19 protein-coding genes and 2 tRNA genes are annotated in these 19,404 nt (G+C 59.1%); 7 read left to right on the forward strand and 14 right to left on the reverse strand.

Annotation, left to right across the window (positions count from 1 at the left end; all coding sequences use genetic code 11):
* Both AC2FEE_RS16910 and AC2FEE_RS16915 read right to left on the reverse strand, forming a co-directional pair.
* A tRNA-Asn gene (locus AC2FEE_RS16910) sits at window positions 1-75 on the reverse strand.
* A 77-nt stretch (window positions 76-152) separates the two neighbouring features.
* Window positions 153-1,067 carry an MBL fold metallo-hydrolase gene (locus AC2FEE_RS16915; protein ID WP_496866490.1) on the reverse strand — a complete coding sequence of 305 codons (915 nt, stop codon included), beginning with the start codon at window positions 1,065-1,067 and terminating at the stop codon, window positions 153-155.
* Between the two features lie 44 nt (window positions 1,068-1,111).
* On the opposite strand from AC2FEE_RS16915, the gene AC2FEE_RS16920 reads away from it, so the two are divergent.
* Entirely contained in the window at window positions 1,112-2,431 is a 1,320-nt protein-coding gene (locus AC2FEE_RS16920) for an ATP-binding protein (RefSeq protein ID WP_496866491.1), read from the forward strand.
* 11 nt (window positions 2,432-2,442) lie between these two features.
* Here the strand turns inward: AC2FEE_RS16920 and AC2FEE_RS16925 are convergent, their stop codons facing one another.
* From AC2FEE_RS16925 to AC2FEE_RS16955, 7 genes are all read right to left on the reverse strand, one after another.
* A complete protein-coding gene (locus AC2FEE_RS16925; RefSeq protein WP_496866492.1) occupies window positions 2,443-3,369 on the reverse strand; it encodes a 3-hydroxyacyl-CoA dehydrogenase NAD-binding domain-containing protein in 927 nt (308 codons plus the stop codon).
* A complete protein-coding gene (locus AC2FEE_RS16930; RefSeq protein WP_496866493.1) occupies window positions 3,369-4,082 on the reverse strand; it encodes an SDR family NAD(P)-dependent oxidoreductase in 714 nt (237 codons plus the stop codon). Before AC2FEE_RS16930 ends, AC2FEE_RS16925 begins: the two co-directional genes overlap by 1 nt.
* Before the next feature lie 26 nt (window positions 4,083-4,108).
* Complete coding sequence (locus AC2FEE_RS16935; RefSeq protein ID WP_496866494.1) at window positions 4,109-5,527, reverse strand: gamma-aminobutyraldehyde dehydrogenase; 1,419 nt, start codon at window positions 5,525-5,527, stop codon at window positions 4,109-4,111.
* 25 nt (window positions 5,528-5,552) lie between these two features.
* On the reverse strand, window positions 5,553-6,347 hold the full coding sequence (locus AC2FEE_RS16940; protein ID WP_496866495.1) for an SDR family NAD(P)-dependent oxidoreductase: 795 nt from the start codon (window positions 6,345-6,347) through the stop codon (window positions 5,553-5,555).
* Window positions 6,344-7,879 (reverse strand): choline-sulfatase, encoded by a 1,536-nt coding sequence (betC, locus tag AC2FEE_RS16945; protein WP_496866496.1) that lies wholly within the window; start codon window positions 7,877-7,879, stop codon window positions 6,344-6,346. Before betC ends, AC2FEE_RS16940 begins: the two co-directional genes overlap by 4 nt.
* On the reverse strand, window positions 7,876-9,015 hold the full coding sequence (locus tag AC2FEE_RS16950) for an aromatic ring-hydroxylating oxygenase subunit alpha (protein ID WP_496866497.1): 1,140 nt from the start codon (window positions 9,013-9,015) through the stop codon (window positions 7,876-7,878). The genes betC and AC2FEE_RS16950 overlap by 4 nt, the downstream gene beginning before the upstream one ends.
* A 132-nt stretch (window positions 9,016-9,147) precedes the next feature.
* Window positions 9,148-10,164: a GlxA family transcriptional regulator gene (locus AC2FEE_RS16955; protein ID WP_496866498.1), complete on the reverse strand. Its 1,017-nt coding sequence runs from the start codon at window positions 10,162-10,164 to the stop codon at window positions 9,148-9,150.
* A 328-nt stretch (window positions 10,165-10,492) separates the two neighbouring features.
* On the opposite strand from AC2FEE_RS16955, the gene AC2FEE_RS16960 reads away from it, so the two are divergent.
* Entirely contained in the window at window positions 10,493-10,678 is a 186-nt protein-coding gene (locus AC2FEE_RS16960; RefSeq protein WP_496866499.1) for a hypothetical protein, read from the forward strand.
* Window positions 10,679-10,972: 294 nt separating this feature from the next.
* Here the strand turns inward: AC2FEE_RS16960 and AC2FEE_RS16965 are convergent.
* A tRNA-Ile gene (locus AC2FEE_RS16965) sits at window positions 10,973-11,049 on the reverse strand.
* A gap of 107 nt (window positions 11,050-11,156) precedes the next feature.
* On the opposite strand from AC2FEE_RS16965, the gene purM reads away from it, so the two are divergent.
* From purM to rnd, 3 genes are all read left to right on the forward strand, one after another.
* On the forward strand, window positions 11,157-12,203 hold the full coding sequence (gene purM, locus AC2FEE_RS16970; RefSeq protein WP_496866501.1) for a phosphoribosylformylglycinamidine cyclo-ligase: 1,047 nt from the start codon (window positions 11,157-11,159) through the stop codon (window positions 12,201-12,203).
* Window positions 12,200-12,796, forward strand: coding sequence for a phosphoribosylglycinamide formyltransferase (purN, locus tag AC2FEE_RS16975; RefSeq protein ID WP_496866502.1), 597 nt, complete (start codon window positions 12,200-12,202; stop codon window positions 12,794-12,796). The genes purM and purN overlap by 4 nt, the downstream gene beginning before the upstream one ends.
* Window positions 12,797-12,912: 116 nt before the next feature.
* On the forward strand, window positions 12,913-14,070 hold the full coding sequence (gene rnd / locus AC2FEE_RS16980) for a ribonuclease D (protein WP_496866503.1): 1,158 nt from the start codon (window positions 12,913-12,915) through the stop codon (window positions 14,068-14,070).
* A 6-nt stretch (window positions 14,071-14,076) separates the two neighbouring features.
* Here rnd and AC2FEE_RS16985 read toward each other — a convergent pair whose 3' ends face one another.
* On the reverse strand, window positions 14,077-14,604 hold the full coding sequence (locus AC2FEE_RS16985; protein WP_496866504.1) for a hypothetical protein: 528 nt from the start codon (window positions 14,602-14,604) through the stop codon (window positions 14,077-14,079).
* Window positions 14,605-14,743: 139 nt separating this feature from the next.
* On the opposite strand from AC2FEE_RS16985, the gene AC2FEE_RS16990 reads away from it, so the two are divergent.
* Window positions 14,744-15,154, forward strand: coding sequence for a SufE family protein (locus AC2FEE_RS16990; protein ID WP_496866505.1), 411 nt, complete (start codon window positions 14,744-14,746; stop codon window positions 15,152-15,154).
* A gap of 6 nt (window positions 15,155-15,160) precedes the next feature.
* Here the strand turns inward: AC2FEE_RS16990 and AC2FEE_RS16995 are convergent, their stop codons facing one another.
* Together AC2FEE_RS16995 and AC2FEE_RS17000 are read right to left on the reverse strand one after the other, a co-directional pair.
* Entirely contained in the window at window positions 15,161-15,826 is a 666-nt protein-coding gene (locus AC2FEE_RS16995) for a DUF1638 domain-containing protein (protein WP_496866507.1), read from the reverse strand.
* Between the two features lie 102 nt (window positions 15,827-15,928).
* Window positions 15,929-16,627 carry a corrinoid protein gene (locus AC2FEE_RS17000; RefSeq protein WP_496866508.1) on the reverse strand — a complete coding sequence of 233 codons (699 nt, stop codon included), beginning with the start codon at window positions 16,625-16,627 and terminating at the stop codon, window positions 15,929-15,931.
* Between the two features lie 300 nt (window positions 16,628-16,927).
* Between AC2FEE_RS17000 and AC2FEE_RS17005 the strand changes: the two genes are divergently transcribed.
* A complete protein-coding gene (locus AC2FEE_RS17005; RefSeq protein ID WP_496866510.1) occupies window positions 16,928-17,992 on the forward strand; it encodes a PA0069 family radical SAM protein in 1,065 nt (354 codons plus the stop codon).
* 48 nt (window positions 17,993-18,040) lie between these two features.
* Here the strand turns inward: AC2FEE_RS17005 and gltA are convergent, their stop codons facing one another.
* Window positions 18,041-19,333 (reverse strand): citrate synthase, encoded by a 1,293-nt coding sequence (gene gltA, locus AC2FEE_RS17010; RefSeq protein ID WP_496866511.1) that lies wholly within the window; start codon window positions 19,331-19,333, stop codon window positions 18,041-18,043.
* Between the last annotated feature and the right edge of the window lie 71 nt (window positions 19,334-19,404).

Below are 19,404 nucleotides of genomic sequence, written 5' to 3' on the forward strand. Positions count from 1 at the left end.
TGGCTCCGGCGGTAGGGATCGAACCTACGACCAATTGATTAACAGTCAACTGCTCTACCGCTGAGCTACGCCGGAACTGAGGGGCGTATAACAACCCGGATTTTCGCCGTCCAGAGGGGAATGCGACGATTCCCCAAAAAAGTTCCGCGCACTCAAACTTGCCTGTTAAATCGAGCGGTGGCGGATAGCGCCTCATCCGTGGTGACCATTGATTTTCCAAGCAGATCAATAAGATGCGCGAATACGTTTCGTTCGGCGGCTGGCAACAGCGCGATCGGAGTTTCCACGTAGATACGTTCGGCCAGGTTCCGGGCCGTGCCGGGTCGGTCCTCGAGCGCTGACAGAATCTGAGCCTCGCGCGTCAGGCGGTGATTGATCAGCCACTCCAGCCGCGCGGCGGGGTCGGGAATCGGAGCGCCGTGCCCGGAGTGAAACACCGACCAGTCGCGCGCGCGCAGGCGATGGCAGGCGGCCATGAAATCCGTCAGATCTCCGTCCGGAGGCGAGACCAGCGAGCTGGCCCATCCCATGACGTGATCCCCGGTGAAACAGACCTCACCCCAGCCCAAAGCGATGTGGTTGCCCAAATGCCCGGGGGTGTGAATCACATCAAGCTGCCAGTCATCACCGGTAATTTGCGCACCATCAGGCAGTTCAATATCCGGGCGGAAGCCGGTGTCGATGCCCTCGCCACCGCCTGCCATTCCGCCGTGCGCCAGTTTGGTCATCACCGCACTGCGCCCGGCCTCGGGCCCGCCAAAGGCGAGAACAGGCGCACCAGTGCGCTCGGCCAGGGCGCGCGCCAGCGGTGAGTGGTCCAAATGGCTGTGGGTGACCACAATGTGGCTGATGCGCTGACCGGGCTGCACGGCGTCCAGAATCGCCGCAAGATGGGCATCGCTGAGCGGCCCCGGGTCAATCACGGCAAGATCACCAGTGCCCAGCAGATAGGTGTTCGTTCCACGATAGGTCATGGGCGACGGATTCGGAGCCAGAATACGGCGCAGCCCCGGTTGCAGCTTGATCGCTGGACCGGCGGTTGGGTTGAAATCGTCCGGGGACTGCATTCTGTGCTCTTTCTCTTGTCGTAACAGCCCGTTAGGTTTAGCGCATGTCGGCGCAATGGCTCAAACCCTATATGCCGCGCAGCCTCTATGCCCGTGCTGCGCTGATACTGGTTCTGCCAGTGGTCGTCCTGCTGTTGGTAGTGGGTGTCGCATTCCTGCAAAAGCATCTTGAAGATGTCACCGCCCAGATGACCCGGGCGGCCTCGCGCGAGGTGATGCTGGTGGTTGATGAGGTGAATGCAACCGAAACGCAACAACAGGCATTGGCGGCTGTCCGACCCGATCTGCAGGCGCTGGATATGAAGGCGCGCTTTCTGGACATCAACGAAGAGCCGACGGTCGGCCGCCGCCGCTGGTACGATTTCATCGCACCGCAGGTCGAAGCGGATCTGCGCGCCTTTTTGCCTGACCTTGCGGCGGTTGCTTTGCCCAGTGGGCAAGAGGTGCGCGTCTATATGCAAACCGATCTTGGCCAGTTGCAGTTGACCTTTGATCGCCGTCGCCTGTCACCGGTGGCACCACATCAGTTGATCGTCACGATGCTGTTTTTCGCGATCATCATGACCACGATTTCGTTTCTCTACATGCGCAATCAATTGCGCCCGATCACCCGTCTGGCCGAGGCCGCGCAGGCCTTTGGCCGGGGTCGGGTGGTGCCGTATTCACCCGGCGGCGCCATCGAGGTTCGGGCGGCGGGCAGTGCTTTTCTTGACATGCGCGCCCGTATCGAACGCCAGATGGAGCAACGCACCATGATGCTGTCAGGGGTGAGTCACGACCTAAGAACCCCTCTGACCCGCCTGAAACTGGGCCTGTCGATGCTGCCCGAGGATGAGGCCGCGCCGTTGCAACAGGACGTCGATGAGATGCAGTTGCTGCTGGACGCTTTCCTTGAGTTTTCGCGCGGAGCGGCCGAAGGGGCGCCGGAGACCGTCGATCCCGAAACCCTGTTGCGACAAATCGTCAAGGATGCAGGTCGGGCGGGGTATGCGGCTGATCTGATCTCGGTTGACGGGGAAGGGACCGCAATGTTGCGCCCCACCGCTATTCGACGCGCGGTTGAGAACCTGATCGGGAACGCTGTGCGATACGGCAAACGCGCCGATGTCAGCCTGTCTATTTCTCCGAAATCCATACGTATTCGGGTCGAGGATGATGGGCCGGGCATTCCGCCAAATCAGCGGTTCGAAGCGGTGAAACCCTTTTCGCGCCTCGATCCGGCGCGCAATCAGAATCGGGGCACCGGTGTCGGGCTGGGCCTTGCCATCGTGTCGGATATTGCACGCGCCCATGGCGGCGTTCTGCGCCTAAGCAGGAGCGAGCGGCTGGGTGGCCTCTGCGCGGATATCATCATCGGGCGTTGATGGCGCGGCGATCACCGCAATCCGGCAACCGATTTTTGCATGGCAACGATCAGAGCGTCCCTTGTTCTGGACAGTTCGGACGGGGAGTTGCCCGCCGCTGCGGCCTCGACACCCTGTGTCAGAACGCGGATGACCTCATCGGTCAGATGGATTTGGCCCAAATCATCCCACCAGCCGTTAAAGGTATCCGTGAAATGGTCGCAGAAGGCCTGTAACCCACCTTCACCCGCGCCCAGGTTGAACAGCATGGTTGGCCCCATGGCCGCCCATCGCAGGCCGGGCCCTGCCCAGACGGCCTTGTCCACATCCTCGACCGAGGCGACGCCTGAGACCACAAGGCTGATCGCCTCGCGCCAGATCGCGGCCTGAAGGCGGTTGGCAACATGGCCGGGCACTTCTTTGTGTAGGCGGATCGTGGTTTTGCCAACCGACTTATAGAAGTGCTCAGCGGCATCAACCACGCCATCGGCGGTATGCGCGTTGCCCAGTACCTCGACCAAAGGGATCAGGTGCGGTGGGTTGAACGGGTGGCCCAGAACAAAGCGCGAGGGGTCTTTCCACCCAGGCTGCATCTGGCTGAGGGTCAGCCCCGAGGCGGAGCTGGCGACAATGGCATCGCACCCCAGAGCAGGCTCGATCTCAGCAAAAGTGGCGTGTTTGATCGGCAATCGTTCAGGAACGTTTTCCTGCACGAAGGTGGCACCTTCGACCGCATGGGCGGCTCTGGAGTGAAATGTGATGGCATCGGGTGTGCCTTGGTCAGCCAGCCCCAGTTCGGTCATCGTGGGCCACGAGGTTTCGATATAGGTCCGCACCTTGCGTTCGACGTCTGGGTCCGGGTCGAACATCGCAACCGAACGCCCTGAGGCTAGAAACAGCGCCGCCCAACTGGCACCGATTACGCCGCCGCCCAAGCAGGCAGTGTGTGGGGACTCCATCATAACAGCCCCGGGTTGAGCGGAGAGGCTGCCGTCAGGCCGCCATCCAGGGTGAACAACTGACCGGTAGCAAATCCGGCCTCGTCCGAGGCCAGCCAGACCGCAATGCTGGCGATATCCTCGGGCCTTCCAAACCGGCGAGCTGCGTGGCGGGCCAAAGCATCCTGCCGCGCGGCCTCGGGGTTGGTCGCCAGATCAAAACCAGCATCCAACATCCCCGTTTCGATCCATCCGGGACAGATCGCGTTGCAGCGTATTCTGGGGCCGTGGTCGACGGCAATCGACCGGGTCAGCCCATGCACAAACGCTTTGGATGCGTTATACAGCGCCATAGATGGGTCCGCGACCTGGCCAGAGATCGAGCCGATATTGATGATCGATCCGCCTTCGGGCATTCGGGGAATGAAGGCGCGACACATGTTGAACACGCCTTGGCAATTGGTGCCGATCACCGCATCCCAATCGGCATCCGTGCTGTCGGTTACAGTCTTTTCGACCTGAACGCCTGCGTTGTTGACCAGTATATCAGTGCCGTCGGCCGTGTAGGCCAGTTCTTCGACAGCGGCGGCGTCGGTGACGTCCAACGGAAACCAGATCACGCTGTCCGCCAACCCATCGGGACGGGGCCCCCGTCCGCAGGTCGTGACAACTGCACCTTCGCGCTGGAATGCTTCGACAATCCCGCGCCCGATACCTTGGCGGCCGCCGGTCACCAGTGCTCTTTTCCCCGCCAGCCGCATCAGTGCGCCACCATCACATGCCGCACGGATGTATAGGCGTCCAGCGCATAAACCGACATGTCACATCCGGTGCCCGAGCCCTTCATGGCGGCCCAGGGCATTTCCGCTGCAGGCATCCCGTGCGTGTTCACCCAGGTCATGCCATAGCGCAACTGGGCGGTCATTTTCATCGCGGTCGACACGTCTCTGGTCCAGACCGACGAGGCCAGACCATGGCGCCCGGCATTGGCAATCCGCAGGGCGTCTTCGGCTTCGGAGAAGCGAGACAGGGTGACGACGGGGCCAAAGACTTCTCTGCACGCGATCTCGGCATCATTGTCTACATTGGCGACAACGGTCGGCTGGTAGAAAAATCCCGGGCCGTCTGCGATCTGTCCACCGACGGAGATCTCGCAACTGCCGCGGGCGCTATCGACATACCCCGCAACGCGGTCCCTCTGGCTTGCCGAGACGATGGGGCCCATTTCGGTGCCGTCTGCTTTGGGGGCGCCGATCCTGATCTGGCTGACCTGATCCGAGACGGCAGCGACAAGCTTGTCGTAAATACCGTCCTGCACCATCACCCGGCAGGGTTGGGCACAATCCTGACCCGCATTGAAAAACGAACCATAGCGTATCGTTTCCGCCACTGCGTCGATGTTGGCATCGGCGAGCACGATGACCGGAGCCTTGCCTCCAAGTTCCAGATGCACGTGGCGGATCTGATTTGAAGCTGCCCGCATCGCCGCCATTCCGGTGGCGGGTGAGCCAGTGATCGAAATCCCCTCGATCTGCGGGTCGTTGATCAGTGCGTCGCCGACCGACGCTCCCCGGCCATGAACAACATTCAGCACACCTTTGGGCAGCACATCGGCCAGCAGTTCGGCCAGCCGCAACGTCGCCAGAGGGGTAATCTCGGATGGTTTCATTACGATGGTGCACCCCGCCGCCAAAGGTGCCGCAATCTTCCACGCGGCCATCATAAGCGGGTAGTTCCACGGAGCGATTGAGGCGACCGGGCCAATCGGGTCCTTGCGGATCATCGAGGTATAGCCTGTCGCATATTCCCCAGCGACCGATCCGGTCATCGTGCGCGCGGCGCCGGCCATGAACCGGAACGTGTCGATGGTCAGCGGCATTTCCTCATCGCGAGCCATCGGCCAGGGTTTGCCAACATCCAGTGTTTCCAGTTCCGCTAATTCCTCGATGTTCTCCTCGATCAAATCGGCAATTGCGTTGAGGTACCCAGCACGATCAGCGGGCGTGGTAAGGCGATAGCTTTCAAACGCCTCATGCGCCGCGCGAGTGGCGTCCTCGATCTGCTCCGCCGTGGCCTCGGGAACCTGCGCGACGGTTTCTCCGGTCGCCGGGTTCAATATCGGCAGGGCCTCGCCATTGCCGGTGACCAGCTCTCTGTTGATCAGCATCTGTGTCTGCATGTTTTCCCCCATCAGCACGCAATTCTCATAGCTTCATCTGCTGAACCTGCGCGCTCAGCCCGCCGTCCAGAACCCAAAGCTGCCCGCTGGCATAGCGCGCCTCATCCGATGCCAGCCAGTTTACCAGATTGGCGATGTCGTCCGGCGTTCCGTAGGTGCGCATCGGGTGCACATCGCGTACAGCCTGCTGCAATTGGTCGATAGTCTTGCCGTCACCGCCCGAGCCGTCACCGGTGAAAAAGCTTTGCAACATGGGCGTGTCGACGTAACCGGGGCAGATTGCGTTTACACGGATGCCTTCCGGCCCGTGATCGCATGCCATCGCTTTGGTCAACGCATGGACCGCGCCTTTGGTCGCGCAATAGGCGGCAAGACCAGGATCGGCAATAAAGCCGTCATAGCTGCCGAAGTTTATGATCGAGGCCGTGCGGCCCGATGCAGCCGCTTTGCGCATCAGGGGCAGGGCGAGTTTCGAAGTTAGGAAGGTGCCGGTGACGTTGACCGCAAAGGACAGGTTCCATTCCTCAAGCGAGGTTTCCTCGATGGTCTTTTCGATCTCGATCCCTGCCGCATTGACCAGAATATCCAGCTGGCCTGCATCCTCGGCGATCTGTTCCACCGCCGCGATGGCGTCCGCTTCCTGTGTCACGTCCAGTTTGAAAAAGGTGCTGCCGTCGTCGTCATGCGCCGACAAAGACCCTTCGGGCGTCAGGTCAGCGGCATAGACCCGTGCACCCTCGCGCAGGAATCGGGCGACGATAGCACGGCCGATCCCACCGCGCCCGCCGGTGACCAGAGCGGTTTTGCCTTTCAGCATCATTCCTTGACCTCCTTCAAAGGCGGGAAGCGATAGCGTGTTGCCGCAACCGTCCAGTCCATGTGGTTGCGTACGTAATCTTGCGAGGCGTCGCGTGGTGGGTTGTAGTCCCAGCTCTCTAGCGGGTTGGCTTCCATGGCTGCATGCAGGGCACGGCGGGATTTTTGTGTAGAGATCACATCTGCGCGCAGTTTCTCGCTGTCCCAACGCTGAGAAACACGCGCCGCGAATTGCGCTACTTGATCGGCGTAATCCGGGTCTCGCGCGCGGTTCACCTTTTCCTGCGGATCAATGGCCAGATCATAGAGTTGCGGAGGGTCAGGGTCGCAGTGGATGTATTTCAACGGCCCGCTGCGGATCATGAACACCGGGTAGGGGGTCATCTCGGCGCAATACTCGCCAATGGCTTCATCGATTGAGTCAGCCTCTCCGCGCGCCAGAGGTATCAGGGAGCGACCGTCCACGGGTTCGCCGAACGCAGCGTCGCTGCCTCCGGCGATTTCTACGAAGGTCGGCAGCATGTCGATCAGCGAGCAGGCGTTCGATGCGGTGCCCTGCGTGACGCCCGGACCGGCCATGATCAGCGGCACGCGGGCAGAGTGTTCGAAGAAGTTCATCTTGTACCAAAGCCCGCGCTCGCCCAGCATGTCACCGTGGTCGGCGGTGACGATGACGATGGTGTTGTCCAACTCTCCAATATCGTCCAACGTCTTCACCATCGCGCCGAGCTTGCTGTCGAAAAAGCTGACATTAGCCAGATAAGCGCGTCGGGCGCGGCGGACTTCCTCTTCGGTCAGAGGGACATAGCTTGCCTCGATCCCATCCATCACCCGGCGCGAGAACGGATCCTGCTCCACGGGCGTCAAGGTGAATTCCGGCATCGGTACATCCGCGTCGGAGTACTGGTTCCACCATTCCGGCTTGGCCACATAGGGATCATGCGGGTGGATAAAGCTTGCGACCAAGCAGAACGGAGCTTCATCTCCGGCAGCCCGATCTCGGCCTCGGTCCATCAGCCAGCGGCGGGCGGCGAATTCGACCTCGTCATCGTAATCGGTCTGGAAGGTCGCGATGGCCTCACCGCTTTCCTTGACGGTTGCCATGTTGTGATACCACTTGTCGATGCGCTCGTCCGGGGCCTCCCAATCCGGGGTCCAGGCAAAATCCGAGGGGTAGATGTCGGTGGTCACCCGGTCCTGAAACCCATGTTTCTGATCCGGGCCGATGAAATGCATCTTGCCCGACAAGCAGGTACGATAGCCCAGTGCCTGAAGGTAATGCGCGAAGGTTGGGACTGAGGCGCGGAACTCGCAGGCATTGTCATAGGCCGCGATCCGACTGATCAATTGCCCCGACATGAAGGCAAAGCGCGACGGAGCACAGAGCGGTGAATTGCAATAGGCTGCGTCGAACCGCATCCCGCGCGCGGCCAGTACATCGATGTGGGGCGTTTTCACCGTTGGATGACCGTAAGCACCGCAGAAATGCGGTGCCAGTTGGTCTGCCATGACCACAACGATATTCGGCCGTGTCACGGCGCAGCCTGCGCGTAGGCGTTCAACACCAGCCCGTGAAAGTGATGCACCGCATGCTCTGATTTGCCCGAGCCGTTCGGGTCATGCACGATACGGCCTTGCGTAAATGCAGGCGTGTTCATGCCGCGCTGTACGCTTTCGACGATGTCGATGTCTTCGCGTTGAAGTACCTCGTCCAGATAGCGAATCGCTTCCAGCTCCGCCTCGTCGGGTTCGGGTGTTTCAAGGAAGAAATCATAAGTTTCCAGCGTACGATCAGGTCCAATCGGGATGATGTTCAGTACGATCATCGACGACCGTCCCGGATAGCGCATCAGGCAGGTTGTGGGCCACAACCACCAAACCGCATGGGTGCGCACGGTCGCGTTTGACACGTCATAGGCGGTGTTCGCGCCTTTGCCCGCCTCGGCCATATGGCTGGAGTAGATGCCGTAGGTGGTGACTTTGTAGGTGTCCATGTCCACCAGATCGCAGAAATCCTTATGCGCGGTCGGGCAGTGGTAGCATTCCAGAAAATTGTCGACGACATTCTTCCAGTTCGACTTGATGTCATAGGTCAAACGATGGCCGAAAGTGAGGTTCTCGATATCTGGTGCCCAGTGGCGAATTTCTGTTTCCAGGTTGCCGGAAACCTCGCGCAAAGGCCGCGCGTCGGGGTCGAGATTGACATAGATGAAGCCTGCGAACTCCTCGACCTGAACCTGATCCAAGCAGATGTCCTTGGTGTTGAAGGAGGTCAGGCTCTCGGTTTCGGGTGCGCGCACCAGTTGACCGTCCAGCTTGTAGACCCAGGCGTGGTAGGGGCACATGATGCGGGTTGTTTCGCCTTCACCAGACAGCAGATGATGGGCGCGGTGTTTGCAGACGTTGTAGAAGGCGCGCAGCGTGCCTTCGCGGTCGCGCACCACCGCAACGGGGCGGTTTGCGATTTCAACCGTCACATAGGATCCGGGCGCACGGAGCTTTTCTACATGACACACCCATTGCCACGTCTTGGCGAGTACTTCGTTCAGGTCCACCTGATGCCAGGCCGGGTCCACATAGGCTTCGGCCTTAAGGGATTGCGTGTTGAACGGGTCGGGGCTGAACCCATCGGATATCCGGTCGAATTGCTCTTTGGACGGCAGCGCGCTCATAATCGGGGCTCCACATAACGCGTCCGGGTTTGGCCCGGAGGGTTGGCTTGCTGAATGTATGTTCCCCAAAAACGCGCAGATACGCTTAACTTTTTACGCCACAGAATTAACTATTCGCGCCGCGAGTTGGGGTCAGGCTTTGGGCTTCCGGTGCATCGGCCAAGCGCGGTATTCGAACGGAATGCGACCTTCAGTCCGATCCTGACTGGGCGGCAGGCCGAAGCGATCCTTATAGGCGCGGCTGAAATGGACCTGGCTAGCAAAGCCTGACGCCATAGCGACCTGAGCAATCGGCAACTCGGTCTGCGTCACCAACCCACGCGCCCGGTCCAGCCGGATGTCGCGATAATACAGGGCCGGTGTCTTCTTGATATAGGTGGCGAACAACCGGTCGAGCTGGCGATGCGAGACACCGGACTTTTCGCAAATCTCGGGTATCGGCAGGGGGTCTTCCAGATGCGACTCCATCACCTGAATGGCGGTCTTCAGGGTGGCCGGAACCAGCGCGCCCAGCGGCTCGCTGCCTTCGGGCTGTTGCATGGCGGCAGGGCCTCGGAGGCGGTCATGGAAAATATACCGCGCGGCGGCATTGGCCTGCGCGCTGCCATGGATTCCCTGAACAATCTGCAGCGCGAAATCCACCGAGGCGCCTCCACCACAGCAGGTAATCCGGTTGCCATCCAGCGCATAGAGGTTCTCGACCACCTCAATGTCTGGGTAAAGCTCCTGAAAGGCGTCGATATGTTCGTAATGGACCGTCGCGCGTCGCCCGTTCAGTAACCCAGCCTGCGCCAGAACAAAGGCCCCCGTGTCCAACGCGCCCAGCGTGGCGCCAGACCGCGCCCATTGGCGCAAAACGCTACCGAGCCTGTCAGTCAAATGCTTTTCAGGGTTCCAACTGGTCGAGACGATGGCAATGTCGGGCGCGGCAGGGTCGAGATTGCGCAGCGCCTGCGTCTCAACCCCAGCCCCATTGCTAGATACACAAATCCCTCCGGTTTCCGACACGAATTCCCATCTGAAATAAGAGCGACCGTCCAAGTAATTGGCCGCGCGGAGCGGATCAATAAATCCCATCGTGGCCGACATGTTGAAGCTGGGTGCGACGATGACAACAAGACGGGTCGTGGGCTGGATTTTTTCTACCATGTCGATGTGACCTCACAATCAGCCTCGGGGATGCAGAAGAAAACGAATCCAGAAACGAAGCAAGGTGAGAAGCAGGTGTTCGGATGGACTGGCGTAAAGCAACGGATCGACATTGTTCGGTACAGGTCGGCTAGTGGGATGACTATCAGACCAAGTGGAAATACTCCTGTAAACGTAGGGCCGGGGCGGAACCGCCAGAATTAGCAGGCAACGTGGGAACCTTGTAGCAACGTAAGGTCAAGTAGACACCGGGATGAAAAAACATATTTTTAACAAATTGCTAGCTATCAAAGGATCAACGTGAGATTTGTTGCGGTAGGGGGGTAAGATGAGTGTTTCTTTTGCGATTTTATTGAAAATAGTTGCGCTGGGTTTAATCGTTGCATCGACGTTCTTCTCCTTCATTGCTGGCGTTCTTCATGAGCAGAAGCGGTCCGATACAAGTCCAACGACGGCAGGCCTGCTTGCATTGCTCGCAGCGATATCTGCGTACTTCATCCTGATTTTGGTTTGACGTGCGGTGAGCAAGCGCGCTTGCCGCTTGGCTTTGGCTTCCTCATATCCAGAAGCGTGAGGGCTCGACCTAGGGAAAAGGTCAGAACATGCAGCCAAAACTAAAAGGGGGCTTTGCAGGGAACGGTCTGCGCACCAAGAACTGCCGGTGCCAATTCCACCACATGGGCAGCTCGAACCGGAATCGGACAAAGGCAATCGGATTCGCGGAGCATTTGCCTTCAATCCCTTCGGAAAGCTCGTCGGCATTCTGAAAGGATATTGCGCATTATTTTATAAGTATCATTGCGGATTTTGGTAGGCCCGGAGGGACTCGAACCCCCAACCAAAGCGTTATGAGCGCTCTGCTCTAACCAATTGAGCTACAGGCCCGCCTGAGCGCTTTGCCTATCACGGTGAACGCCCGCGTCAAGCCTGACCGTTGCAACAGGACGCACAATCGAATAACCCGCGCGGGAACCATTCATGAGGGGCTGGCCATGACGACGGGCAAGAACGGAATCACCTATGCCGATGCAGGCGTTGATATTGATGCAGGGAACGCTCTGGTCGACCGGATCAAGCCTGCGGCCAAGCGGACCAATCGTTCGGGTGTGATGAGTGGGTTGGGCGGGTTTGGTGCCTTGTTCGATCTGAAGGATGCAGGGTATCAGGATCCGATTCTGGTGGGTGCGACCGATGGTGTAGGCACCAAGCTGCGGATCGCCATTGATACTGGCGTGGTCGATGGCGTGGGCATCGATCTGGTGGCAATGTGTGTCAACGACCTGATCTGTCAGGGGGCCGAGCCACTTTTCTTTCTCGACTATTTCGCCACCGGCAAGCTGGACACCGATACCGCAGCGCGGATCATCGAAGGCATTGCCGAAGGCTGTGTGCAGTCTGGTTGTGCCCTGATCGGCGGTGAGACAGCTGAGATGCCGGGCATGTATCCCGATGGCGATTTTGATCTGGCCGGGTTCTCGGTCGGCGCGATGGAGCGGGGCGCGCATCTACCTGCCGAAGTGCAAAAAGGTGACGTTCTGCTGGGTCTCGCCTCGAACGGCGTACATTCCAACGGCTACTCGCTGGTGCGCAAACTGGTTGAGATTTCGGGCCTGGGTTGGGATGCGGCGTCGCCCTTTGGCGAAGGTTCTCTGGGTGAGGCACTGTTGACCCCCACGCGGCTCTATGTGAAGCCCGCACTTCAGGCGATCCGGACAGGGGGCGTGCACGCACTGGCCCATATCACCGGCGGAGGCCTGACCGAAAACCTGCCCCGTGTTCTGCCCGAGGAGCTGGGCGCCGAGATCGACCTGAACGCCTGGGACCTGCCGCCCGTCTTCCGCTGGATGGCTGAAACTGGCGGTATCGTCGAGGCCGAGATGTTGAAGACCTTCAACTGCGGCATCGGTATGATCGTAGTCTGCGACGAAGATCACGCCGATGAACTGGCCGTGCTTCTGGCCGAGGCGGGAGAGACGGTTTCACGTCTTGGCACCGTCATCGACACACCCGGCATGGCCTATTCGGGCAAGCTGCTGTGAGTGAAAAACGCGTCGCCATCCTGATTTCAGGAGGTGGCTCCAACATGGTGTCGCTGGTCGACAGCATGGTCGGAGACCACCCGGCGTGGCCTTGTCTGGTCCTGTCGAATGACGCCGAGGCAGGCGGGCTGAAAAAGGCGGCCGCGCGCGGCATCCCGACCGCGTCGGTGGACCATCGCCCCTTCAAGGGCGACCGCGCCGCGTTCGAGGCCGAGCTTCTGAAACCGTTGGAGCAGGCGCAACCCGATATCGTTTGTCTCGCTGGGTTCATGCGGGTTTTGACCGGCGATTTCGTATCGCGCTTTCAGGGGCGGATGCTGAACATCCACCCCTCGTTGCTACCGAAATATAAAGGCCTCAACACCCACGCCCGCGCCATCGAGGCCGGGGATGCCGAACATGGATGCTCGGTCCACGAGGTGACGGCGGCGCTGGATGATGGCCCGATCCTGGGACAGGCGCGGGTAAACATTGTACCCGGTGACAAGCCCGACGCTCTGGCCGCCCGAGTGTTGGTGTGGGAACACAAGCTCTATCCAGCAGTGTTGCGTCGTTACGCCAGTGGAGATCGGACTCCGGTGCTGCTGCCGTGATCGCCTCAGGGTGATTTACACGCGTATATTGTTCGGCCTATGGTCTTGATCACGGCTGGGTACGGCAAAAAACTTACAAGCCGCCACGAAGAAAAATAGCAAGAATAGTATCGCGAATGAAAACCCTGACAACGACGCAAGAGCTGGCCAATTTCTGCAAGGCCGCGGCGGAATATGACTATGTCACCGTAGATACCGAGTTTCTGCGCGAACGGACCTACTATTCGAAACTCTGCCTTGTTCAGCTGGCTGTGCCGACCGAGGGCGAAGACAGCGCGGTTCTGGTAGATCCGCTCGCGGATGGGTTGTCGCTTGACCCGCTGTATGAGCTGTTCGGAAACGAGAGCGTGGTCAAGGTCTTCCACGCTGCCCGTCAGGATCTTGAGATTTTCTGGGTAGAGGCGGGTGTCTTCCCTACGCCCTTGTTCGACACCCAGGTTGCCGCGATGGTTTGTGGCTTTGGCGAGCAGGTCGGCTATGAAACCCTGGTGCGCAAGATCTGCAAGCAGGGGGTGGACAAGACCTCGCGCTTTACCGACTGGTCCCGGCGCCCATTGACCGAGGCACAAAAGACCTATGCGTTGGCCGACGTGACCCATCTGCGCCAGATCTACGAACACCTTGCAGCCCAGCTGGAAAAATCGCGGCGCAGTCATTGGGTGGCCGAGGAATTGCGGACTCTGACTCAGCCCACGACCTATGACATTCGTCCCGAAGATGCGTGGAAGCGGGTAAAGACCCGGACGAACTCGGCCAAGTTTCTGGCCGTGGTTCGAGCGTTGGCGCAGTTCCGCGAGGCTTATGCGCAGGAAAACAACGTCCCGCGCAGCCGGGTGTTCAAGGATGATGCATTGATCGAGCTGGCCTCGACCAAACCCAAGTCTCCGTCCGATCTGGGCGGCTCGCGCCTGCTGCTGCGCGAGGCGCGCAAAGGTGCGATTGCCGAGGGCATTCTGGCGGCCGTGAAAGAGGGGGTGAACTGCCCCTCGGATCGATTGCCGCGCGTCGACAACAGCCGTGACAAATTAAAGGTGAACCCGGCGTTGGCAGATTTGCTGCGGGTGCTGTTGAAGTCGAAAACCGAAAGTTCGGGCGTGGCTGCCAAGCTGATCGCCACCAGTTCGGAACTGGATCAGATTGCAGCGGGCGAGCGGGAATTACCCTCCATGTCTGGCTGGCGATTCGAGGTGTTCGGCGAAGACGCCCTGAAACTTTGCGACGGCAAGATCGCGCTGGCTGCAAAGGGACAGAACGTCGAGGTTGTATCCCTGTAACGCCGGTTACCGGCGTCGAGACTCCAGTGCGTTCTGCTGTCCTACGACCCGCACTAAACGCGTGCTCTCCAGGTCTTTCTGGCTGATATTGATGGCGTCAGACACCATGCGTGACCGCTCGGTGCCCTGATTGGTCGCCTTGGTCGGATAATCCACGCGGAACGTGAATTCCAGAACGCCATTCTTCTGATTCTCTTCACTCTCCGCGCGAACAAGCTGAGCGTTGTAGGCTCCCTGGCGGGCTGCGGTGCCAGCCACATAGACAATTGCACCGCCCGGGGTTGGGTCGATGCGCAACTCGTCAATTCTGGCGATCGGAACGCTGGTATCCTCGGGTGTTGGTCTGGAAAGCAGGCCGCCGCCTTCTCTCTTCTCAGGCACCAGTGCATTGGCATCATAGGTCGCGGAATCCTGCGGAGAAGCGGACGTGCTGGAGCCGAACCAGTTGGACGGGTTCACCCGCGAATCGCGCCAGCTGTTGCAGGCAGTCAGGGTCAGCGTGGCGACCAAGAGAACAGTAAACGATTTTTGCATGGTGCAGGCGTCCAGAGCAGTAATTCCAGCAATGGGTTATCGCAAATTCCACGGTTTGAAAAGCCACGCTAGGGGGTGGACAGGCGCAGGTCGGCGGCATAGGTCACAATTGTGATCGCAACAAAAGGACCGCCGCAAAATGGCCACGCCTGCCTTTGAGGAAATCGTCGAGGACTTCGAATTTCTGGAGGACTGGGAAGACCGGTACCGCCATGTCATTGATCAGGGCAAGGCGATGGAGCCGCTCGACGACGCGCTCAAGGTGCCAGCCACGAAAGTTGACGGCTGCGCCAGTCAAGTTTGGCTGCACCCGATCATCGAAGGTGGTGTCTTTCGATTTGACGGTGACAGCGACGCGCTGATCGTGCGGGGGTTGATCGCGGTTTTGCGGTCGCTGTATAACGGTCTGCCGGTCAGTGAGGTGCCCAAGGTGGACGCAGGTGGTGAACTGGCGCGACTTGGTCTGAATGATCACCTGTCGGCGCAGCGTTCAAACGGGCTGCGCGCGATGATCGAACGCATCCGCGACGTCGCGCAGGAAAACGCCTGACGCGGATCAATCAGCCGGTTTGCGGTTTGCCCAATCCGTCAGCGTGGATTCCAGATCGCCATAGCCGGTAAAGCGACGTTCGAATTCCAAACCCATCCGCTCGGCGCATTCACGGGCGCGGGCGGTCAGATCCGGATCTTCGATCTGCGCCTGATAGACCAGCTTGGTGTAGTTGCCGAAATACATGTCGCGCAGCTCAGGGTGCCGGTCGAGGCCGAGAGGTTTCCAGACAAAGGCATCGAACTGACGCGCCAGAAAGTCGGTCAGGTAGAAGGCGGTGGTTTCGTCCTCGCCCCGGGCTTCAAAGGCTTGATTTCCCTCGAAGAAGGAATAGCAGTGGGGGCCTTTTACCATTTCAACGCCCAATTCCGTGCACGCTTTCTCCAGCAGGCCGCCAGTGCCGCAGTCGGCATAAACAACATAGATCTGATCATAGTGATCGCGATGCTTTGCCACCGCCTCCCGAACCGCCTGAGTGATCTTTTCAGGGTGGACATGCAGAATCGCGGGCAGACAGGTCAGCGCCATGTGGTCCCAGCCGTTTCGACGTTTTAAATCAAGAATCTCGCGCGCAAGCGCGCCGCAGGCCAACAGCAGAATTTGCCCCTGCGTGTCAGCGGCGTAACCCTTGGTTGTCAGGCTGGCATCGTCCGGTAATTTGTCCTGTTGCATCGGGTACCCCTCGGAATTCTATGCGACAGATAGTGCCGCTTGCGAAAACAAAAAAGGGCCGCCCGAAAACCGGACGACCCTTGAACACTCGAGTTTGTCCGATCAGCCGGCCAGTTGGTTGTGCTTACGCGAGACGAAATCCTTGGCCATTTCCACGGCCACAGCTGCGTCACGGCAGTAACCGTCTGCACCGATCGCTTTGCCGAACTCTTCGTTCAGCGGTGCACCGCCAACCAGAACGATGTATTCTTCGCGCAGGCCTTGCTCGACCAAAGTGTCGATCACGACCTTCATGTAGGGCATGGTCGTGGTCAGCAGGGCCGACATGCCCAGGATATCGGGCTGTTCGGCCTCCAGCGTTTCCAGATAGTTCTCTACAGGATTGTTGATGCCGATATCGACAACCTCGAAACCTGCGCCTTCCATCATCATCGAAACAAGGTTCTTGCCGATGTCGTGGATGTCGCCCTTCACGGTGCCAATGACCATCTTGCCGACGCGCGGCGCACCGGTTTCGGCCAGCAGCGGCTTAAGGATCGACATGCCGCCCTTCATCGCGTTGGCGGCCAGTAGAACTTCGGGCACGAACAGGATGCCGTCCCGGAAGTCGTGGCCAACAACGGTCATGCCACCGACCAGAGCCTTGGTCAGAATGTCATAAGGAGTCCATCCGCGTTCCAGCAGGATGTTCGTGCCTTCTTCGATTTCTTCTTTCAGACCGTCGTAAAGATCGTCGAACATCTGTTCGACAAGTTCTTCGTCGTTGAGTTCGGACAGGACGATGTCTTCTTCGTCGGACATGGGGCGCTTCCCTGAGCTGTGCGGACCATCGGCCCGTGGTGGCATTTTTGCCGTTTTGGCCAAAACGCCGCAGTTTTACTGTGACGATTGCGACCTCAGTAGTTTCGAGACCGACCTATACGTCAGATTCTTGCTCGGCTCGACAGAATTTTCTGCAAGATGATCCTGCATTCTGTTCAATTTCCTGCTTGCTGGTCTCGTCGGGATCAAGTGGCTGAAAAATCCTCGAAACTGTGCGGCCTGCTTGCCGGGTCCCATGAACACCTGTATAACCAAGATTGGAACATAACGGGAACAAAAATGGCTGCACCGCATATCCGAGGCCGGGGAGCCGCCTCAAACACAGCAGGTCGGTTCGAGCAATTTGACACCGTGCCCTGTGACGACGGCTGGGAGATTGAAGAGGATATCCCACCTTTGCGGACAGATGTCAGGGATGAGATCGCGCGCAGCCTGATCACGTATAACCGCTCGCCAGACCTGCCTTTTGACCGCTCGATCAACCCTTATCGCGGGTGCGAACATGGCTGCGTTTATTGCTTTGCGCGCCCGACTCACGCCTATCTGGGAATGTCTCCGGGTCTTGATTTTGAAACCCGCCTGATTGCTCGACCGAATGCGGCGGATACCCTGCGCAAAGAACTATCTGCCAAGGGCTATAAAGTGGCGACTATCGCTTTGGGAACAAATACGGACCCGTATCAGCCGATAGAGAAAAACCGTAAAATAACGAGAGATTGCCTCTCGGTTCTTCAGGAATTCAACCATCCTGTCGGCATTGTCACCAAAGGGGCATTGATCGAACGGGATTTGGATATTCTGGCACCGATGGCGGCGAAGGGGTTGGTCCGGGTCGGGATTTCGCTGACCACACTGGATGCGGATTTGTCCCGCCGAATGGAGCCGCGCTCGCCGTCACCGCGGCGGAGGCTGGCCATCATTCGTCGTTTGACCGATTCGGGTGTACCGGTGCGGGTCATGACCTCTCCGGTGATTCCAGGGCTGACGGATCACGAACTGGAACACCTGCTTGAGGCGGGCAGGGGCGCGGGCGCGGATGCCGCCAGCTGGATCATGTTGCGCCTGCCGCGCGAAGTTTCGGAACTGTGGCAGGGTTGGCTGAAGGATCACGAGCCAGCACGCGCCGAAAAGATCATGTCAAAGCTGCGCGAAATGCATGGGGGCAGGGACTATGACCCACGCTGGGGTCACCGGATGCGCGGTGAAGGAGAATACGCAGGGCTGATTGCCAAGCGGTTCGCGCTGGCGGTCAAACGTCTGGGGTTGGCGACGCGCACACCACCCTTGCGATGCGATTTGTTTGCCCGCCCGGCTCAGATTGGTGATCAATTGAGCCTGCTATAAAAAAAGCCCCGGACACAGGTCCGGGGCTTTGGCATTTAATCGCGGCGATCAGCGGTTCTCGATGTCCACGTAGTCGCGCATGGTTTCGCCCAGATACAGCTGGCGTGGACGACCGATCTTGTTCTGCGGATCGGCAATCATCTCTTTCCATTGGCTGACCCAGCCAACAGTGCGCGACAGCGCAAAGATCGGAGTGAACATCGAGGTCGGGAAGCCCATCGCCTCGAGAATGATACCTGAATAGAAATCGACATTCGGGAACAGCTTCTTCTCGGCGAAATAGGGATCTTCCAGCGCTTCTTTCTCAAGCTCTTTGGCAACCTGCAATTTCGGGTTGTTTTCGATGCCCAACAGGTCCAGCACTTCGTCTGCCGACTGCTTCATCACCTTGGCGCGCGGGTCGAAGTTCTTGTAGACGCGGTGACCAAAGCCCATCAAGCGGAACGGATCGTTTTTATCCTTGGCGCGGGCAATATATTCGGGGATGCGATCAACCGAGCCGATCTCTTCCAGCATCTCCAGGCAGGCCTGGTTTGCGCCGCCATGGGCAGGGCCCCAGAGGCAGGCAACGCCAGCAGCGATACAGGCAAACGGGTTTGCGCCCGAAGACGAGGCCAGACGCACGGTCGATGTCGAAGCGTTCTGTTCGTGATCCGCGTGCAAAGTCAGAATCCGGTCCATCGCGCGGCTGAGGATCGGGTTGACCTCATAATCTTCGGCCGGAACAGCAAAGCACATGCGCAGGAAGTTCGACGCATAGTCCAGGTCGTTGCGCGGATAAACGAAGGGCTGACCGATGTGGTACTTAAAGGCCCAGGCCGCGATGGTCGGCATCTTGGCGATCAGGCGATGCGAGGCGACCTCACGCTGATGTGGGTCCGAAATGTCGGTCGAGTCATGGTAGAAGGCCGACATTGCGCCAACTACGCCAACCATGATCGCCATCGGATGCGCGTCACGGCGGAAACCGCGATAGAAATACTGCATCTGTTCGTGCAGCATAGTGTGACGGGTGATGGTGGTTTCGAACTTTTCCAGATCCTTGGCGGCCGGCAACTCTCCGTACAGCAGCAGGTAGCAAACTTCGAGGAAGTGGGATTTCTCGGCCAGTTGGTCGATCGGGTAACCGCGGTGCAGAAGCTCGCCCTTTTCACCGTCGATATAGGTGATGGTGCTGTCGCAGCTGGCCGTCGACGTAAAGCCGGGATCATAGGTGAACACGCCAGCCTGGCCATAGAGCTTGCGGATATCGATTACGTCAGGTCCCGCGGTTGGCGAATGAACCGGCAACTCGTAAGTTTCACCATGGACTTTTAGAGTGGCAGTTTTGTTGTCGGTCATTTTTGTCCCTTCCTCGTTCATGCGCGCGCCGAAAGAGTAATCGGCTGTGCGGTCGGCGGTCACGCACGGAT

Source organism: Ruegeria sp. YTSC199, from assembly GCF_059609725.1.

Excerpts from the sequence above, each read along its gene's own strand:
- AC2FEE_RS16915 (WP_496866490.1), bottom strand. The coding sequence starts at position 1,067 with ATGCAGTCCCCGGACGATTTCAACCCAACCGCCGGTCCAGCGATCAAG.
- AC2FEE_RS16920 (WP_496866491.1), top strand. The coding sequence starts at position 1,112 with ATGTCGGCGCAATGGCTCAAACCCTATATGCCGCGCAGCCTCTATGCC.
- AC2FEE_RS16925 (WP_496866492.1), bottom strand. The coding sequence starts at position 3,369 with ATGGAGTCCCCACACACTGCCTGCTTGGGCGGCGGCGTAATCGGTGCC.
- AC2FEE_RS16935 (WP_496866494.1), bottom strand. The coding sequence starts at position 5,527 with ATGCAGACACAGATGCTGATCAACAGAGAGCTGGTCACCGGCAATGGC.
- AC2FEE_RS16940 (WP_496866495.1), bottom strand. The coding sequence starts at position 6,347 with ATGATGCTGAAAGGCAAAACCGCTCTGGTCACCGGCGGGCGCGGTGGG.
- AC2FEE_RS16950 (WP_496866497.1), bottom strand. The coding sequence starts at position 9,015 with ATGAGCGCGCTGCCGTCCAAAGAGCAATTCGACCGGATATCCGATGGG.
- AC2FEE_RS16955 (WP_496866498.1), bottom strand. The coding sequence starts at position 10,164 with ATGGTAGAAAAAATCCAGCCCACGACCCGTCTTGTTGTCATCGTCGCA.
- AC2FEE_RS16960 (WP_496866499.1), top strand. The coding sequence starts at position 10,493 with ATGAGTGTTTCTTTTGCGATTTTATTGAAAATAGTTGCGCTGGGTTTA.
- purM (WP_496866501.1), top strand. The coding sequence starts at position 11,157 with ATGACGACGGGCAAGAACGGAATCACCTATGCCGATGCAGGCGTTGAT.
- rnd (WP_496866503.1), top strand. The coding sequence starts at position 12,913 with ATGAAAACCCTGACAACGACGCAAGAGCTGGCCAATTTCTGCAAGGCC.
- AC2FEE_RS16985 (WP_496866504.1), bottom strand. The coding sequence starts at position 14,604 with ATGCAAAAATCGTTTACTGTTCTCTTGGTCGCCACGCTGACCCTGACT.
- AC2FEE_RS16990 (WP_496866505.1), top strand. The coding sequence starts at position 14,744 with ATGGCCACGCCTGCCTTTGAGGAAATCGTCGAGGACTTCGAATTTCTG.
- AC2FEE_RS16995 (WP_496866507.1), bottom strand. The coding sequence starts at position 15,826 with ATGCAACAGGACAAATTACCGGACGATGCCAGCCTGACAACCAAGGGT.
- AC2FEE_RS17000 (WP_496866508.1), bottom strand. The coding sequence starts at position 16,627 with ATGTCCGACGAAGAAGACATCGTCCTGTCCGAACTCAACGACGAAGAA.
- AC2FEE_RS17005 (WP_496866510.1), top strand. The coding sequence starts at position 16,928 with ATGGCTGCACCGCATATCCGAGGCCGGGGAGCCGCCTCAAACACAGCA.
- gltA (WP_496866511.1), bottom strand. The coding sequence starts at position 19,333 with ATGACCGACAACAAAACTGCCACTCTAAAAGTCCATGGTGAAACTTAC.